Origin of the sequence: Haloferula rosea, from assembly GCF_016595525.1 — a bacterium.
GTDB classification, from domain to species: Bacteria; Verrucomicrobiota; Verrucomicrobiia; order Verrucomicrobiales; family Akkermansiaceae; genus Haloferula; species Haloferula rosea.
This window is the reverse complement of the sequence record NZ_JAENII010000001.1, coordinates 500,190-517,247: the sequence shown is the minus strand read 5'-3', so window position 1 is coordinate 517,247 and position 17,058 is coordinate 500,190. Positions and strand designations below refer to the sequence as shown.

Genomic DNA, 17,058 nt, shown 5'->3' with positions numbered 1-17,058 from the left:
GCGGGGCGCAGTTCTTACCAGCATTCCGCCCCTTGTAAAGCCCTCGATTTCGGACAAGTTCGATGAATCTTGAGCTCCACCCGTCAGGACCCGCCCCCTTCCACCATCGAAGTCAGGGAGATCGACTACGACAGCCCCTGCTACCGCGTGGTCATGGGCTTCCGCGACCGCATTCTCCGGCAACCACTGGGCCTGAGACTGACTGAGGAAGACACCGCGAGCGAGAACTCGGACCGCCATTTCGTCATCTCAAGCAATGGCAGCATCTGTGGCGGGGTGATCGCCAGGCCGGAGACGGCAGCACGATCCCGCCTGAGGCAAATGTGGATCGAGCCCGACGTGGAAAACCGTGGTCTCGGCCGCCTACTCCTCAGCCGGGTGCTGCAGATTCTTCGCCAAGACCACATTCACGAGGTGACCCTCCACGCCCGGGCTCCGGTGCTCGGCTTCTACGAAAAGTGCGGGTTCCACCCCGTCGGCGAACCTTTCGAGGAAGTCGGCATCCCCCATCGCATGATGATCCGATCGATCAGTCCGGAAACACGATCGCCCGGTGATCATCGATGATCGTCCGGTCGTGGACGTGGTAGCGGATCCCTCGCGCCAAGGCACTACGCTCGCAGTCGCGCCCCAGTCGGACGAGATCCTGCGGCGTGTGGAAATGCTGAACCCGCTCGACCTCCTGCTCGATGATCGGTCCCGCGTCGAGATCGGCGGTGACGTAGTGACAGGTCGCCCCGATCAACTTCACCCCCCGCTCATACGCCTGGCGGTATGGGTTGGCACCGATGAAGGCGGGTAGAAAGCTGTGGTGGATGTTGATGATCCGACCGCCGAACTCGGCACAGAAATCATCGGGCAGGATCTGCATGAAACGCGCAAGCACCGTCAGCTCGACCTCTTCCTCACGCAGGATACTCCGGATGCGGTCGAAACCCGCCGCCTTCTGATCGCCGTCCATCTCGATGAAATGGAACGGCAGTCCGGCATTCTCTGCAATCGTTCGACAATCCTCACGGTTGCCGATCACAGAGGTGATCTCAATCGGCAGCTCACCCAGTTGGGTCCGCCAGAGTACCTCGTTCAGACAGTGGTCGGTCTTGGTGACCAGCACCGCCGTGCGCATCTTGTAGGGAAGCCGCCGGAAATGCCAATCCGCTCGGAGAGCTCGGCCCAGGGTCCCGAAGCCTTCGATGAAATCATCCACGTCCACCTGCAATCCGCCGGTCTCGATCTCGAGACGCGCGAAAAAACGACCGTTCTGCTTGTCGGTGAACTGGGCGAACTCGATCAAGTTCGCCGCGTAGCCAGCCACATAGCCGGAAACCTTGGCAACAATCCCGGGTTGGTCCGGACAACTAAGCTTGAGAATGAGGCCTGGACGAGTCATGCGGACTGGTTAGACCACGGCGACACGGCCCGGGCAAGCTCAGGGCATGGCAACTTCCTCGACCGAAAACGCCAAGGCGTCCTGGTAAGTAGGTGCCACCACCGGAGTCACCTCGCTCGGAGTCACCTCCACGGCAGGGACCGGCTGCTTGGCCTTCACCTCGATCGGCACGAATCCGGAGAATACGGCGGCCACAACCAAGGTCACGGCGGCCACTCCCATGCCGATCACGAGCCGACGCTCGCTGCGGCCATGCCGGCCAAATCCATTCTCCACCATGCTACGGGGCACCGGCGGCGCGGCGCGACGCGGCGCTGCCAAGGCGGGATGGGGCCCACTCGGCGCGAACGCTTTGGCAGGGGCATCCGCGCATTCTTCGCGTCCCGCCAGTGAAATGAAGGGGGACTCCACGCGCCCGACGAAATCATCCGGATTCGACCGGATGACGGTGGGCTCGTGCTCCAGCGAAAGAGGACCGACCAAAAGCTGGCGGACGGACCGGTCGCTGACAAATGCTTCCGACTCCATGGCCTTCGCCGCGGCCTCATCATCGGAAACAGGAACCGTCGGCAAGGGTTGCAAACTGGAAGGAATGATCATGGGGAGTATTCTTTGAGGAACAAATACCCTTAGATTTACAGAATCGTCAATGATCAATTTTCCTAAACTACTTGGCGTGGAACACCCGTGGTAGCGGGGATCGTACTCCGCTGAATCCGGGATTCAGAGCTCTGTCTCAAGCAGTGTTCTGACCCTGAGTCGAACCCCCTGCCCCGCCGTCTTGCGAAGCTCCTGCAGCATGCTCTGATCCGGTGGAGCGGGACCGGCGAGATCCAGTTCGATCAGCAGCTCACCTTTGGAATGCGAGCGTCTCAGTTTCAGCAGTCGGTATCCACCATCCCGGGCGACTTCTCCAAAGCTGCGTTCCAGCAAACGTGGCGCGGTGACCTTCCCCACCAGCACCGACGTCAGCGGAACCGAGATCCCGGCGCAGACCAGCGCAAGAATGATCACCAAGCGCCGGGCCCACACACCGCTGGCCGCTTTGCCGCGGATGCCCGCCAGATAGAAATTCACCGCTGACCCAAGGACGATCGCGACCACGTTGGTCCCAAACAGCAGGCCGGCCCCGCGGGAGGTATCCGTTTCGCCCAGCGAAAGGCAGATCCCAACGGTGGCGATCGGAGGCACCAAGGCCGCCGCGATGGCTACGCCGGCGAGCGCTCCGCTGAGCTTGGGACGAGCCAGGCAGTACGACGCCGCGATGCCGGAAACGAACGCGATGCCCAGATCGAGAAGCGTCGGCTCCCCCCGCGCCGCCAATTCACCGGTCAGCCCGAATCCCAGCCCGCGGGCACCCCAACCGATCAGCAATCCGATCACCAGCGCCGAAAAGAACCCCAGCAGCACCGCTTTCTGGCTGCGCCGCCACAGAGGCCAGTTCCCCTGCACCACCGCGAGCCCCCCGCCGATCAGCGGCGTCATCAAGGGGGCCACCAGCATCGCTCCGATCACTACCGCGCCCGAGTCGGCCAGCAGGCCGAAGGCCGCGATCGTAGTGGCGAGGATCATGAGTGCCGCGAAGTCGAAGGTCCATCTCGCCTTCCCTTCCACCTCGTCGACCAAGACGATGCGCTCCTCCCGCTCCAGCTGCGGCACGGAAAGTCTGAGGACCCGCCCCACTGCTTCACGGACCTGCTGACCCTTCGGCAAGGCCGCGCGGACCACTCCGATGGCCAGACCACCGGGCCCTTTCAGAAGTCGTTCCGGCACCGTGCCGAACAGCTTCGAACGCAGCGAGCCCGTCCCGCTTGCCCCGATCAGCAGGAGCTCATAGTTCCCGCCTTCCGCCTCCTTGCGAATTTCATCCGAGATCTGGGTCCCCAGCGCGACCTTTCGCGTCACTGCCACCGGATCGACTCCTGCTCGGAGCACGGCGCGCTCCAGCAACCGCGCACCCACCTCCTGAGACACCTCGTCCGTATCCGGCTCGACCAGGAAGGCCGTCGCGCCCGTTCCTCCGAGCTTCTCCGCAAGACGAAGGGCCACCCGCGAGTTCCGCCCGCCCGCACAGGGCACCAAGACTCTTCCCGCCCACTTCCGCTCCTCTTCCGGCAACCTCAATACCCCGACCGCACATGACACCCGATCAAACACCGCTCGGGAAAGCCGGCGCTCCGGGGAGTCGTTCGCCCCGCGTCCCGAGTTGTGCTTCCCGATCAGGAGAAAGCTCACCTTCCCCGGTGAAACATACTCGCACAGCGACTCCAACGCGCCATCCATGTTCACCCAGCCCCACCGTTCACCTTCCCCCAACTCCCCGATGTAGTCAGGCTTCAACTCGTCCGATTCCGGCCACACCAATCCTCCCTCCTTGTCCCGGCAGCAGAGCACCTCCATCGGCACATCCAGCGCCTCCGCCGCCCGGCGCCCCCACGCCATGAGCCCTTCTCCTTCCTCGGGATATCGGATCACTAACAAGAGCGGCATGGTCCCAGCATGCACGACCCCGCTGCCCTGCCAAGCCTACCTATGAGGCTACCTCTTCCATCCGCCTTCGCTGCCACCACCTCCAGATCAAGGAAATCACCAGCCATAGATGTCCCCAAACCAACACGACCAACCAGAACGGCACCACGTAGACGAAACCCTGCGCGACCGGAGAGACCGAGGTAGAAACATGCACGGCGATCTCATCCCGCCCCAGAGCAGGCAGCCATGATGTCACCCCACCGCGGAAGCGGGTTCCGGGCGCGCGGGTCCACTCCAAGCCACTTGGTCGAGGAAACGGAGCGATCGAATACTCGAGGGCTTCAATCTCCACTTTTGAGGCGCTCACCCAGACGCTCGTGCGGGTCACTCCAGCCCACCAACTCACACTCGACGAGTGGAGCCTCGAATCCACCCAGGCCCAGAGCAGAAAAACGGTCACCAGACCTCCACACAAAATCTCCAATGGCCTCATGATCAGTTGCCTAAGCCACCGTGTTTCCCCTGCCTCTCTCAAGAGCAATCAGCTTCCATTCCCAGAAATTTGACCGCGCGGTGCCCAATCCCACCCTCGAAACGATCGTCGCACTCGCCCCCTCCGAGCAAGAAATCCACGTAAAAACTCCCATCCTTTCGAAAACCAGTGTCCATTTCACCCGCAGAACGCCCTGAAAACAAAGGCTTTTGGCCTTGCCAAGGGCTTCCCAGACCCTAGTTTCGCCGCCCGTTTCTCTTTCCTAAAGCTGATGCGCGTGTCGGAGCCCCGTAGCGTGTCAGTCGAAAAATCGGGGCAACTCGGAAGGACAAGCGATTAACCAAACCAACCTAACCTCAACCATTATGAGCACCGCAGTGCTTGAAAACACCAACACTGAACTGAGCGAACTCATCGATTCGAAGTTCCGCGAATTCAGTGAAAATTCCATCGTCAAGGGCACGATCATCGAGATCCGCCCGCAGGTCGTCCTCGTGGACATCGGCTACAAGTCCGAAGGCACGATCATGGCCAGCGAGTTTGAAGACGAAGACATCGAAGTCGGAGACGAAGTCGAAGTCCTCCTCGAGAAGCTCGAGAACGACGAAGGCATGGTCGTCCTCTCCAAGGAGAAGGCCGCCCACAAACAGAACTGGGAAAAGATCGTCCGCGTTTACGAAGACGGAGGTCTCGTCCGCGGCAAGGTCAAGGCAGTCGTCAAAGGCGGACTCACCGTCAACGTCGGTGTCGAAGCATTCCTTCCCGGTTCCCAAGTGGACATCATTCCACCGAAAGATCTCACCGAATACGTCGGCAACATCTACGAGTTCAAGATCGTCAAGGTCAACGACGACCGGAAGAACATCGTACTCTCCCGCCGCGAGGTCATCGAGGCCGAGCGCGCCGAACTCCGCCAGCGTTTCCTCCAGACCGTCAAGATCGGCGACAAGGTCACCGGCGCCGTCAAGAACATCACCGACTTCGGTGCGTTCGTCGACCTGCAGGGCATGGACGGCCTTCTTCACGTCACCGACATGTCGTGGGGCCGCATCAACCACCCATCCGAGATGCTCATGATCGGCCAGCCGGTCGAAGTCATGATCCTCGACGTGGATCGCGAGAAGGAGCGTGTCTCCCTCGGCCTGAAGCAGATGACCGACAACCCTTGGGAGGACATCGAGCGCAAGTATCAGATCGGCACCAACGTCAAAGGCAAGATCACCAAGCTTCTTCCCTACGGCGCATTCGTCGAACTGGAGCGCGGTGTCGAAGGTCTCGTCCACGTATCCGAACTCTCCTGGGTCAAGCGCATCACTCGCCCGAGCGACGTGCTGGAAATCGACCAGGAAATCGAAGCGGTCGTGCTGGGCATCAGCATCGAGGAGCAGAAGATCTCCCTCGGTGTCCGCCAGCTCGAGCCGAACCCATGGGACGAAATCGAACTTCGCTACCCCATCGGAGCCACCATCAAGGGCCCTGTCCGCAACCTCACCGCTTACGGCGCATTCGTCGAACTCGAGGAAGGCATCGACGGCATGGTCCACGTCTCGGACATGTCCTGGACCCGCAAGATCAACCACCCTTCCGAGGTTCTCAAGAAGAACGACGAAGTGGAAGCGATCGTGCTTTCCATCGACAAGGCCAACCAGCGCGTGTCGCTGGGCGTCAAGCAGCTTGAAGACGACCCATGGAGCCTCATCGACGACCGCTTCAAGGTCGGCGACCTGGTCAAGGGCACCGTTGCCAAGATCGCGTCCTTCGGCGCATTCGTCAGCCTCGACGGCGACATCGACGGCCTCATCCACATCTCGCAACTCAGCGAAGACCACGTGGAGAAGGTCAAGGACGTCATCAAGGTGGGCGACGAGATCGAAGCCCGCGTGATCAAGGTCGACAAGGTCGAGCGCCGCATCGGTCTTTCGATCAAGGCCGTCAGCTACTCGGAAGAGGAGCTCAAGAAGGAAAGCGCTTCGTTCGAAAGCCTCCGCCCATCCTCCGAGATGGTGGGACTCGAACAGGCCTTCAATCTCGCGACAGCTGCTGCCGAAGAGTGGAGCCCATCCTCCGAAGACGAGGACGAGCAAGGCTAAGGGCCCGCGCGCAAGCGCCACGATTCACAAAGCCGGGAGGGTCCACCCCTCCCGGCTTTTTCGTGTCCGTAAGGAGCGCGGGCGCTCTCCACAGCGTAAGGAGTGCGGGCGATCCCGCCCGCAGAAGCCTCGGCAGCCAACGCAAAACCCAAACACCACCCGAGCAGCCCACACCCCCGCCACACACAACTCCGCGGGCAAGATTGCCCGCGCTCCCTACAGCGTAAGGAGTGCGGGCGATCCCGCCCGCAGAAGCACCGACAGCCAACGCAAAACCCAAAAACCACCCGAGCAGCCCTCACCTCCTCCTCAGGCGGCTCCGCGGGCAGGATTGCCCGCGCTCCCTACAGCATTGCCACACGCTCTCGGAAGACGTGAAGCATGATCAGGGCTCCCACCATTCCACACACCCCCACGACCACGTAGAACCAGCGCAGATTGGATCGATCGATCAGGCCGATCCAGTGATCCACCACCGTCGCGGAGACGGCACTGGCCAGGAAGAGAACCAGGGTGCTCACCCATGTCCTCATGAGGTGGCGGGGTGCTTCCGGGGGCACCGCAAAACCGCCATGGATCGCGTAGGCGACCACGAGCAGGACCAGCAGGCCGACTCGGACCGGTGTGAACTTCAGCTCCATCAAATGCCGGGAGCAAACAACACCTTTCCCTTCCGGTCGGCGCTGCCGAGACGATCGAAGGCCGCGAGGAAATCACCCAGTTCGTGGGTCGAGTCCACCGGGACTTCCAACCTGCCTGCTGCAACTTCCTGCGCGAGGAAGGCGTAGGCGTTGTCCAGCTCCTCCCTCGGTGCCTTGTCGATCCAGCGCGTCAGCCAGAATCCCCGGATCTCCAGGTCCTTGAAAATGAGGAGCCCATTGGGGACTTTGAGGGGTCGACGCCCCATCGCCCCGTAGGTCACGTGGACGCCCCCCGAACCGAGAATGTTCATCAAGCGAAGGGCGCTGTCTCCCCCCACGGCATTCAGGGCGAGCGCGGGTGCGGAATCGCCCCCGATCTCGCGGGCGAGATCGACCGCGGAGGCGTCGTCCAGCAACACATGATCCGCCCCGATCTGCTTGAGTTCCTCGAAGAGCGATTCCCGACGTACTAGGTTGATCGTACGAAGGCCCAGCGCCTTGGCCACCTGGATCACCGAGCGGCCGACTCCCGAATTCGAGGCGTTCTGCACGACCCACGAACCTTTCGGCAGCGTGCGGAAGCCCGTGAGCATCCGCAGGGCCGTGGCCGGGTTCACCTTGAGCATGGCCGCTTGCAGCGGATCGATCTGAGGCGGCAGCTTGAACAAGGATGAAGCCGACACGACCACCTCCTCGGCCCACATGCCGGAGCGATGGAGAAGCATGACGCGGTCGCCGGTTTCAAAGGCCGGACTCCGGCTCTCGATCACCTCGCCGCATCCTTCGATGCCCGGAACCGCTGGCAGCGGGGGCTTCACGCCGTACGTTCCCTCGACGAGATTCAAATCCGCAGGGTTGACTGGCGATGCCAGCACCTTGAGCCGCACCTGATCCGCATCCAGCGGCGGGCTCGGCTGTTCCTTGCAGGCAATGACCGTCTTCGGGTCACCGAAGGCATCAAATACGAGTGCTTTCATCGGGATGCCTCCTTCTCCTGAGTCGACCCGGCCGACCTGTTGCTTTCCGCTTTCGTCGTTTGCATGACCCATCCCAACAGAATCGCCTCCCGATTCCAATCACCGGCGTGTGAAATGACTGCCTCTCAAAGGACTGGCCGACCCATCACTCGGTCGATAGCCTCCCGCCGATGGAGCGGCTGAGTGTCGATGGCAAATTCCTCCGCGCGGGCAACCAGCGCGTGTTCCTGAGGATGGTCACCTACGGCCCGTTCCCCGGCGGATGGCCCGGGGACTTCTCGGAGGACTTCCGCCGCATCCGGGACGCAGGGTTCCACGCCCTGCGACTCTACGGGTGGCCCCCTCGTGAGCTCCTCGACGCCGCCGCTGAAGCGGGACTGTGGGTGTTCGCGGGCTTGGTGTGGCATCAGTCCACCGACTTTCTGCGCGCGGACGGTCTGGATGAGGCGAGGGAAGCGCTCGATGCCGGGCTGCGCACCACGGGAGACCACCCGGCGCTCGCGGGAGTATTCGTCGCCAATGAGGTGCCCACCGACCTCGTTCGCTGGATGGGCCCGACCCGGGTGCTCGCCGCACTCGAGGAACTGATCGATCTCGGCCGCGGCCGCCGTCCTGAGCTCATCTGGGCCTACGCGAACTATCCCTCCACCGAATACCTCGAACCCGGCAACGCGGACCTGACCGCGATGAATGTCTACCTCGAGGATGAACCGGCCTTCCGGTCCTACCTGAAGCGACTCCACCACATCGCCGGGGATCGACCGGTGCTGGTGTCGGAATTCGGGCTCGATTCGCGCCGCCGTGGCCCCGAGCAACAAGCCGCCGCCCTGACGTGGGCCGTGGCGGCCTGCCGCGAACTCGGAGCAGCCGGGCTCACCGTCTATGCCTGGAGCGACCGCTGGTGGAATAATGGCGCCGAAGTCCTCGACTGGGACTTCGGGCTGATCGATCGCCAAGGACAGCCCAAGCCAGCCTTGGCAGCGGTGGCATCCGCTTTCGGGAATCCCCGCCCGGAAGTTTCCACACCCCGCTTCTCGGTCATCGTCTGCACCCGCAACGGCTGGCCCCGGATCAGCCACTGCCTGGCCTCCATCGCTCAACTGCGCAACGTCAAGGCAGAGGTGATCGTGGTCGACGACGGTTCCACGGACGGCACCGCGGACGGAGTCCGAAAAAATTTCCCCGAGGCCAAGCTCATTCAACTCCCTCCAAGCGGACTCAGCGCCGCCCGCAATGCCGGAGCCGAAGCTGCCACGGGCGAGATCCTCGTCTTCACTGACGACGACTGCGAAGTCGACCCCGACTGGCTGCACGATCTGGGCATTTGCTTTTCCCACGGATGGGATGCTGCCGGAGGCCCGAATCTGCCTCCTCCGCCCACGACCTCCACGGAGGCCATCGTCGCCGCAGCCCCGGGTGCGGCGAGCCACGTGATGCTGGATGATGAGGAAGCCGAGCACGTGCCTGGCTGCAATCTCGCCGTCACCCGCACGGCATTCTTCGAAATTGGCGGCTTCGATCCCGATTTCCGCACCGCAGGGGACGACGTCGACTTCTGCTGGCGGCTTCGGGATGCCGGCAAGCGCATCGGCTTCGCCCCCACCGCCTTCGTCTGGCACCACCGTCGGCCGTCGCTTCGAGCCTACCTGAAGCAGCAGGTCGGCTACGGTCTCGCCGAGGCCATGCTGATGCGCAAGCACCCGTCGCGCTTCTCCCCCTCCGGCGACGCCCGCTGGCACGGCATGATCTACACCGGCGCCCCGGTCCGCATCGCCGGGGCGGCCACCATCTACCACGGCCCGATGGGCCTGGCCGGGTATCAGGAGATGAATGTGCACATGCAACCGCTGCGCGACCTCGCCTCGGCCCACGCCCAGCCGTGGAATCGCGCACTGCTCAGACTGATCACCTGGATGGCTCCCCGCCTCCGCTCGCGGGCCCGCATCGGACGATTCTCCGGCCCCGTCAATACCCACCCTACCCCGCCTGCTCCGCCCGACTCGGAGTGGGCCATGTGGTCATCCACCGGACGCGAAAAAGCCCTTCAGGACCTTCTGGAAGCCGGATGGCTGCCGGGTGGCTCGACCGACCCGTGGGACCTCGAACGCGACGGTACCCGGGTCCTCGTGGCCTGCGAACGCCACGACCTCGGCCAGGCACGACTCCTTTTCCGGGTCTGGGGAGATGCCCGTCGGCTTCCGCTCCTTCAGGAGGCGGAAATCATCGACTGACCGCTGCCTGAGCACCGACAAGATCGGCCGGCATTGCCGCTATCCCTTGCTCCGCCCCCGCAGCAGAGGATGCCCCTTTTTCGCCTCGGTGATATGCGGAGGCTTCAGGTAGGCCGGCTGCGGAGGGACCGCTCGAAGCGCTTCGCGCTGGGCCTCGGAAAGCGACCGCCAGGCCTGAGCCAGCCGCTTTGCGGTGGGCACGAGCTTGTCGACAGCCACTTCCTTGGAAAAGACAAAGCGTTCCGGGTCCTCGAAGGTGAAAACAGGCGCCTTGTCCTCCAGTGCCGATTCCAGCTCGGAAATCGGAAGTATTTGAGGGTCAGGCAGCTGCCCACTCGCCAGAACCGCCGTCCACCCACTCCCCCGCCGGGCGTCGCCGATGGCAACTCCCCGCTCCAGTCCCGCCGCAAGCAGCGACGAAACCCCGATTGCCGGGCATTCATGCACCAGCGCCACCCCTTGTCCCGTCGCGATACCGACGCGCGTCCCGCTGTAGCTTCCCGGGCCGGTGCCAATGACCACCTCGTCGATCCTGCGGTCACCCAGCGCCTCGATGGCTTCCTCCAAAGGAGCGAAAATCAGCGCATTGTGATGCCGATCGCTCACGCATCCGCCTTCATAAATCACCCCATCCTCCGTCATCAGGGCGATGGAGGCATGCGACGTGCTAGATTCAATGGATAACAGGGTCGGCACGCCGCGAGCTGTATCCCGCCGGGGCCCACCCGGCAAGGTTTCCAGATTCTCCCTTGCACCGACTACGCCGACTCGCTTTCTTCCCACCGTCTGCCGTGGACAATTGGCAGACTTCTCAATCTCAGTCATGACCGCATACGCAAAAGGCCTTGAAGGTGTCATCGCCAACGAATCCGCTCTTTCCAACGTCGAAGGCAAGGAGGGCCGCCTGAGCTATTTGGGCTACCACATCGACGACCTCGTTGAGAACTGCTCGTATGAGGAAATCATTTTCCTGCTCCACACCGGTCACCTGCCGAACCAGACCGAGCTCACCGCCGGAAAGAAGCGCCTTCGCTCACAGCGGAATCTCCCTGAAGGCGTGATCAATTTCCTCAAGACCGCACCCAAGGGCGCCAACCCGATGGACGTCGTCCGCACCGCGGTTTCGATGCTCGGTCTCTACGACGAACGCGTCGCCATCGGCGACCCGGACCTCCAGAAAGACGCCGCCATCGCGGTCTCCATCGTGGCGAAGATCCCCGTCATCGTCGCCGCCTTCCAGCGTTTCCGAAACGGTCTCGAGCTCCCACCGATCCGCGAAGACCTCGGCGAAGCCGCCCACTTCCTCTACCTGATCAACGGGGAAGAGCCCTCGGAACAAGCCACCAAGATCCTCGACGTCGCGCTCACCCTTCACGCCGATCATGGCATGAATGCCTCGACCTTCTCCGCCCGCGTCACGATCGCGACCCTGTCGGACATGTACTCCGCGGTCACTGCGGCGATCGGCACCCTCAAGGGCCCTCTTCATGGTGGTGCCAACGAAGGCGTGATCCACATGCTCGAGGAGATCGGAGAGCTCGACAAGGTGGACGATTACGTGGAAGGCAAGCTTTCCCGCAAGGAGAAGATCATGGGCATCGGTCACCGCGTCTACAAGGTGCTCGACCCTCGTGCGCCCCACCTCCGCAAGTTGGCGATCGAACTCACCGATGAGCTTGGCGAACCGAAGTGGATCCAGATGTCCGAGCGGATCGCCGAAATCATGCGCGAACGCAAGGGCCTGAACGCCAACGTCGATTTCTACTCGGCCACGGTTTACTACTCGCTTGGCATTCCGACCGATCTCTTCACTGCGATCTTCGCCATCGCCCGCACCTCCGGCTGGACCGCCCAAGTGCTCGAGCAACTCCGGAACAACCGCCTCTATCGCCCGCTGACCCTTTACACCGGTCCCGCTGAACTGATGCCGGTTCCTCCGATCGAAAGCCGCTGATCCGCGGCGGATCCTTCCGCTTGTGAACCCCTTCGACCCCGCCCTCTTTCTCCGCGAATTCCGCGATGAGGCAGAGCAGCGGGGTTTTTCTTGTACCAGCCTCGCGGAAACCTCCGCCGCCCCGATTCTTGGATTCAGCTCGCCCGGCGACGGCGACCCACTCTACCTGTCCTCGGGAATCCACGGCGACGAACCCGCCGGCCCCCTCGCCGCCTTGGCATTGCTGAAGGATGGCTTTTTCGACACAGGCCCGTCGTGGACCCTCTGCCCTGCGGTCAATCCAGTCGGGCTTGCCGCCGGCACCCGGGAAAATGGCGAAGGTCACGACCTGAATCGCGACTACCTGTCCCGCATCACCGCCGAGGTCCAGGCCCACGCCGGCTGGCTCGATCAGCGCCCCGTCCCGCGGATGTTCCTCTCCCTCCACGAGGATTGGGAAAGCACCGGCTTCTACTTCTACGAGATCAATCTGGGCGCGGACGACCCCGACCGAGCCTCCTCCATCCTTGATGCCGTCGGCCCGTGGTTCCCGCCAGAGCCGGCTTGCGACATCGATGACCACCCGGTCCGCTCGCCGGGCTGGATCTACCACGAGGCGGAAGCCGACTTCCCCGAGCACTGGCCCGAGGCCATCTACATCGCCAAGCGCGATTGCCCGCTCTCCTTCACCTTCGAAACTCCCAGCAGCGCGAAGCTCGAAGACCGGATCGCGGCCCACTGCGCTGCTGTGCGCGCTGCAACCCGCACCTGATCAACTTCGATTAGATCGATTCAGGAGCCTGCGTCGCTTGCCCCATCAATATGAAATTCTTCGCTTTCATTCTCCTCTGTTTGGGTTTGGCCAAGGCCCTTCCAGCCCCCCTGCTGGAGTTCATTGAGCACTCTGAAGCCAAGCACGGTGATTCAGGTGCCAGAGCGGCAAAATTCCTCATCGCCCACATGCAGGAGGAGGATCGGAAAAATCTCACCGCCGACTTTCTCAACGAGAATCTCGACCTCGCATTCGAAGCCAAAGCGAGTTTCCCGTGGGCCAAGGAACTACCCGAGGCCGTGTTTTTGAACGACGTCCTACCCTACGCCGTTTTCGATGAACCTCGTGACCCGTGGCGGGCGGATTTCCTGGAAAAGGCCACGCCCATTGTCCAAGGAGCCACCAGCGCCAGCGAAGCGGCCCAGCGTCTCAACAAGGAGTTCTTCAAGCTCATCAAGACCCACTACCACACCGGGCGCAAACGCACGAACCAGAGCCCCAAGGAATCCATCGAGCAGGGAAAAGCAACCTGCACGGGGCTTTCCATCATTCTGGTTGATGCGTGCCGCGCCGTGGGCATCCCCGCACGTGCTGTAGGCACTCCGCTGTGGACCAATGGCCGCGGCAACCACACCTGGGTCGAGATCTACGACAAGGGCGAATGGCACTTCACCGGAGCCGACGAATACGATGCCAAGGGACTCAACCGCGGCTGGTTCACCGGCGATGCCGCCAAGGCCGATGCTGACAAGCCGCTCCACGCCATCTACGCCACTTCCTGGGAACACCGTGGGACCCATTTCCCCATGGTCTGGGCACCCAGGTCGCAGAGCGTCGGAGGCGTCAATGTCACCGAGCGATACGCGCAGAACCCCACCGGCGGTGATCAGATCGGCGTCCGCCTCTTCGCCAATGAGAGCCGCCAATCCCGGATTGCGGCCAAAGGATGGCTTACCCTTCAGGACGGCAGCATCCTTAAGGAATTCACGACCAAGGCCGGGACCACGGACCTCAACGACATGCCGAGATTGCCCGTCAAGACCAGCCAATCCTATCGGCTCCGTTTCGAAATTGATGGCAGCCTGCTTCAATCCCAGCTCTTCGATGTTCCAGCCGGCGAGACCACCATGGACTTCCAGGTCAAGGACCTCAAACCCGCCGAACCCGAAATCGAAGCCATCCCCAGCGGACCTCTAAGCTCAGAGCAGGCCGCAGCCGCCACCCGTTCCATCTATCAGGAGCTGGTCGCCAAGCAAATGCCGGAACGCCGCAAGGAGCTCGATGCCAAAACCATCACCCTCGACGACCACAGCTTGCGCTGGCTCGAGAAGACCTTCGGTGATGCTCCCTCGGATGGACGCAGCCTGTGGATCTCGATGCATGGCGGCGGCGGCGCACCCGCGCGGGTCAACGACCAGCAGTGGAAGAATCAGATCCGCCTCTATCAACCGAAGGAGGGGATCTACGTCGCCCCCCGTGCCCCCACCGACACCTGGAACCTCTGGCACCGGGATCACATCGACCCCCTCTTCTCCCGACTCATCGAAAACATGGTGGCACTCCGTGGAGTGAATCCGGACAAGGTCTACCTCATGGGCTACAGCGCCGGTGGCGACGGCGTGTGGCAGCTCGCTCCCCGAATGGCCGATCGCTTCGCCGCCGCCTCGATGATGGCTGGACACCCGAACGAGTCGAAGTTGGATGGCCTGCGCAACCTTCCCTTCGGCATCTTCATGGGAGGTGCCGACAGCGCCTACAAGCGCAACGAGCTCGCCGCAACGAAAACCGCGGAGATCGAGAAGCTGCACGCCGCCGACAAGGATGGCTACATCCACATGTCCCGGATCTACAAGGGCATGCCCCACTGGATGGGACTCAAGGACGCCGAGTCCGTTCCATGGATGGCAAAGTTCACCCGCCGGACCTGGCCGAAGAAGATCGTATGGCTGCAGGATGACGTCACCCACGACCGCTTCTACTGGATCGAGCTTCCCGACGGCACCGCCAGCAAGGGTCAGCGAATGGTCGCGACCATGGATGGGCAGAAAATCTCCCTCAAGGGCGACGTGCCCGCCGGCACCCGTTTGCTGCTCCACGACTCCTTGCTCGATCTGGACAAAGAAATCGAGGTCACCGTCAACGACCGCGAACCCCGAAGCTTCCAAGTGGAGCGGACCGCCGACACCATCCGCCACGCCCTCACGCGTCGGCTCGACCCCCATGGCGCGCCCACCGGCGTCGTGACCCTCGATTGAGGTCGACCCAGCCTGTCATTCTTTTCTCTGGTCTCAGGGCGCTGGATTCTGGTCTCTTCTCCGCGCGCCGCGCATCCGCGTGACGCGCAGAGAAACCGCCTCATTTTCACTCATTCCCATGCCACCCAAGACCGCCATCCAGCCGACCCGTTCCGAGGATTTTCCCGAATGGTATCAACAGGTCATCAAGGCCGCCGACCTCGCCGAGAACTCGGAGACACGCGGCTGCATGGTCATCAAGCCATGGGGCTACGGCATCTGGGAACAGATCCAGCAGCAACTCGACCAGCGCTTCAAACGCACCGGCGTGCAGAACGCCTATTTCCCGCTCCTCATTCCCCTGTCCTACCTGGAAAAGGAAGCGGAGCACGCGGAAGGATTCGCCACCGAATGCGCGGTCGTCACGCACCACCGGCTTGAAGCACACAAGGACGAGGAAACCGGCAAGACCAAGATGATCCCGACCGGCGAACTCGCCGAGCCCTACGTCATCCGGCCAACTTCCGAAACCATTATCGGTGCCGCCTTCTCCCGCTGGGTCCAGTCCTACCGCGACCTGCCCCTTCTGATCAACCAGTGGGCCAACGTCATGCGCTGGGAGATGCGCCCGCGTCTCTTCCTTCGCACCGCCGAATTCCTCTGGCAGGAAGGCCACACCGCCCACGAGACGAAGGAGGAAGCAGTCGAGGAGACCCGCATGATCCACCGTCTCTACGAGGAGTTCCTTCGCGACAACCTCGCCATCCCCGTGATCCCCGGCGAGAAGACCGAGAACGAGCGCTTCCCCGGCGCCGACATGACACTGACCGTCGAGGCCATGGTCCAGGACAAGAAGGCCATCCAGGCCGGCACCTCCCACTACCTCGCGCAGAATTTCTCCAAGGCCCAGGACATTTCCTTCACCGGTCGTGAGGGCAAGATCGAGCACGCCCACACCACATCGTGGGGCGTCTCCACACGCCTGATCGGCACACTCATCATGGCTCACTCCGACGACGATGGACTGGTCTGTCCACCACGCGTCGCGACCCAGCAGATCGTCATCATTCCCGTCACCCCGAAGGCGGATACGAGGGATGCCGTACTGGATGCCTGTGAGGCGCTCGCGGAAACCCTCCGCGGTCACCGTTTCCACAACGAACCGCTGCGCGTGCACGTCGATTCGCGCGACATCCCCGGCAAGAAGTGGGAGTGGGTCAAGAAGGGTGCTCCGATCCGGATCGAGATCGGTCCCCGCGATCTGGAAAGCCGCAAGGTCTGCCTCCAACGCCGCGATCAGGCATCGAACGAAAAGGCCTTCGTGGACAAGGAGGAGTTCATTCAGAACGTCACCGACATCCTCCAGGACATCCACGACAACCTTCTCTCCGCCGCCACCTCCTTCCGCGATGAGAACATCGCCGAATGTGCTGACCTCGAGGCCTTCCACAAGCACTGGGAGCAGGACAACCCCGGCTGGCTCCTGACCCCTTGGGCAGGGTCTTCCGACCAGGAGGACGTCTTGTCCAAAGAACACAAGATCACCGTGCGCTGCCTCCCTCTCGACAAGCAGGACGAAGCTGAAGCGCCCTGCCTCGTCACCGGCGAGCCAACCAAGGCCCGCGCCCTCTGGGGCCGCAGCTACTGACTCAAATCACCGTGGCTGGAGCATCCTGCTCCAAGTCCGTCGCCGGAGCGTCCCGCTCCGTGCCGCATCATCCCGCGCCCACCCATAGAGCCACCTGCCCTGCCCCCAGCCTGCATACCAGCTCGCTCTCCCTCCCTTCTGGGATTCAGCACGCAGGTTGTAGTGGCCAGCAGGTCG

At 62.6% G+C, this 17,058-nt stretch carries 14 protein-coding genes; 7 read left to right on the top strand and 7 right to left on the bottom strand.

From position 1 onward, the window contains the following. Nucleotides 1-69 precede the first annotated feature (69 nt). The gene (locus JIN81_RS01835; RefSeq protein WP_200275718.1) at nucleotides 70-567 is read left to right on the top strand and encodes a GNAT family N-acetyltransferase; all 498 of its coding nucleotides are present in this window, start codon (nucleotides 70-72) and stop codon (nucleotides 565-567) included. Here the strand turns inward: JIN81_RS01835 and purU are convergent. The 4 genes from purU to JIN81_RS01815 form a co-directional block, all read right to left on the bottom strand. Then, entirely contained in the window at nucleotides 530-1,390 is an 861-nt protein-coding gene (gene purU / locus JIN81_RS01830; protein WP_200275716.1) for a formyltetrahydrofolate deformylase, read from the bottom strand. The genes JIN81_RS01835 and purU overlap by 38 nt on opposite strands. A 39-nt stretch (nucleotides 1,391-1,429) precedes the next feature. Next, complete coding sequence (locus JIN81_RS01825) at nucleotides 1,430-1,990, bottom strand: hypothetical protein (RefSeq protein WP_200275714.1); 561 nt, start codon at nucleotides 1,988-1,990, stop codon at nucleotides 1,430-1,432. 123 nt (nucleotides 1,991-2,113) lie between these two features. Further along, nucleotides 2,114-3,880 carry a DUF389 domain-containing protein gene (locus JIN81_RS01820; RefSeq protein WP_200275713.1) on the bottom strand — a complete coding sequence of 589 codons (1,767 nt, stop codon included), beginning with the start codon at nucleotides 3,878-3,880 and terminating at the stop codon, nucleotides 2,114-2,116. Nucleotides 3,881-3,920: 40 nt separating this feature from the next. Then, nucleotides 3,921-4,355: a hypothetical protein gene (locus JIN81_RS01815; protein ID WP_200275711.1), complete on the bottom strand. Its 435-nt coding sequence runs from the start codon at nucleotides 4,353-4,355 to the stop codon at nucleotides 3,921-3,923. A 365-nt stretch (nucleotides 4,356-4,720) separates the two neighbouring features. Between JIN81_RS01815 and rpsA the strand changes: the two genes are divergently transcribed. Continuing rightward, nucleotides 4,721-6,445: a 30S ribosomal protein S1 gene (gene rpsA, locus JIN81_RS01810; RefSeq protein ID WP_200275709.1), complete on the top strand. Its 1,725-nt coding sequence runs from the start codon at nucleotides 4,721-4,723 to the stop codon at nucleotides 6,443-6,445. 344 nt (nucleotides 6,446-6,789) lie between these two features. On the opposite strand, the gene JIN81_RS01805 is transcribed toward rpsA, so the two are convergent. Then, on the bottom strand, nucleotides 6,790-7,086 hold the full coding sequence (locus JIN81_RS01805; RefSeq protein ID WP_200275707.1) for a hypothetical protein: 297 nt from the start codon (nucleotides 7,084-7,086) through the stop codon (nucleotides 6,790-6,792). Further along, on the bottom strand, nucleotides 7,086-8,063 hold the full coding sequence (locus JIN81_RS01800; RefSeq protein ID WP_200275705.1) for an MDR family NADPH-dependent oxidoreductase: 978 nt from the start codon (nucleotides 8,061-8,063) through the stop codon (nucleotides 7,086-7,088). Before JIN81_RS01800 ends, JIN81_RS01805 begins: the two co-directional genes overlap by 1 nt. Nucleotides 8,064-8,233: 170 nt before the next feature. On the opposite strand from JIN81_RS01800, the gene JIN81_RS01795 reads away from it, so the two are divergent. Beyond that, nucleotides 8,234-10,294, top strand: coding sequence for a glycosyltransferase (locus JIN81_RS01795; protein ID WP_200275703.1), 2,061 nt, complete (start codon nucleotides 8,234-8,236; stop codon nucleotides 10,292-10,294). 39 nt (nucleotides 10,295-10,333) lie between these two features. Here JIN81_RS01795 and tsaB read toward each other — a convergent pair whose 3' ends face one another. Continuing rightward, the gene (gene tsaB / locus JIN81_RS01790) at nucleotides 10,334-10,990 is read right to left on the bottom strand and encodes a tRNA (adenosine(37)-N6)-threonylcarbamoyltransferase complex dimerization subunit type 1 TsaB (protein ID WP_200275701.1); all 657 of its coding nucleotides are present in this window, start codon (nucleotides 10,988-10,990) and stop codon (nucleotides 10,334-10,336) included. Nucleotides 10,991-11,117: 127 nt separating this feature from the next. On the opposite strand from tsaB, the gene JIN81_RS01785 reads away from it, so the two are divergent. From JIN81_RS01785 to proS, 4 genes are all read left to right on the top strand, one after another. After that, nucleotides 11,118-12,248: a citrate/2-methylcitrate synthase gene (locus JIN81_RS01785; protein WP_200275699.1), complete on the top strand. Its 1,131-nt coding sequence runs from the start codon at nucleotides 11,118-11,120 to the stop codon at nucleotides 12,246-12,248. Between the two features lie 22 nt (nucleotides 12,249-12,270). After that, nucleotides 12,271-12,999: a M14 family metallopeptidase gene (locus JIN81_RS01780; RefSeq protein ID WP_200275697.1), complete on the top strand. Its 729-nt coding sequence runs from the start codon at nucleotides 12,271-12,273 to the stop codon at nucleotides 12,997-12,999. A gap of 50 nt (nucleotides 13,000-13,049) precedes the next feature. Beyond that, nucleotides 13,050-15,254 (top strand): transglutaminase domain-containing protein, encoded by a 2,205-nt coding sequence (locus JIN81_RS01775; RefSeq protein ID WP_200275695.1) that lies wholly within the window; start codon nucleotides 13,050-13,052, stop codon nucleotides 15,252-15,254. Nucleotides 15,255-15,372: 118 nt separating this feature from the next. Beyond that, nucleotides 15,373-16,881, top strand: coding sequence for a proline--tRNA ligase (gene proS, locus JIN81_RS01770; protein WP_200275693.1), 1,509 nt, complete (start codon nucleotides 15,373-15,375; stop codon nucleotides 16,879-16,881). The last annotated feature ends 177 nt before the right edge of the window (nucleotides 16,882-17,058 follow it).

What these genes read in the sequence shown, in the direction of transcription:
- purU (WP_200275716.1), bottom strand. Translation starts at nt 1,390, where the DNA reads ATGACTCGTCCAGGCCTCATTCTCAAGCTTAGTTGTCCGGACCAACCC.
- JIN81_RS01825 (WP_200275714.1), bottom strand. Translation starts at nt 1,990, where the DNA reads ATGATCATTCCTTCCAGTTTGCAACCCTTGCCGACGGTTCCTGTTTCC.
- JIN81_RS01820 (WP_200275713.1), bottom strand. Translation starts at nt 3,880, where the DNA reads ATGCCGCTCTTGTTAGTGATCCGATATCCCGAGGAAGGAGAAGGGCTC.
- JIN81_RS01815 (WP_200275711.1), bottom strand. Translation starts at nt 4,355, where the DNA reads ATGAGGCCATTGGAGATTTTGTGTGGAGGTCTGGTGACCGTTTTTCTG.
- rpsA (WP_200275709.1), top strand. Translation starts at nt 4,721, where the DNA reads ATGAGCACCGCAGTGCTTGAAAACACCAACACTGAACTGAGCGAACTC.
- JIN81_RS01805 (WP_200275707.1), bottom strand. Translation starts at nt 7,086, where the DNA reads ATGGAGCTGAAGTTCACACCGGTCCGAGTCGGCCTGCTGGTCCTGCTC.
- JIN81_RS01800 (WP_200275705.1), bottom strand. Translation starts at nt 8,063, where the DNA reads ATGAAAGCACTCGTATTTGATGCCTTCGGTGACCCGAAGACGGTCATT.
- JIN81_RS01795 (WP_200275703.1), top strand. Translation starts at nt 8,234, where the DNA reads ATGGAGCGGCTGAGTGTCGATGGCAAATTCCTCCGCGCGGGCAACCAG.
- JIN81_RS01785 (WP_200275699.1), top strand. Translation starts at nt 11,118, where the DNA reads ATGACCGCATACGCAAAAGGCCTTGAAGGTGTCATCGCCAACGAATCC.
- JIN81_RS01775 (WP_200275695.1), top strand. Translation starts at nt 13,050, where the DNA reads ATGAAATTCTTCGCTTTCATTCTCCTCTGTTTGGGTTTGGCCAAGGCC.
- proS (WP_200275693.1), top strand. Translation starts at nt 15,373, where the DNA reads ATGCCACCCAAGACCGCCATCCAGCCGACCCGTTCCGAGGATTTTCCC.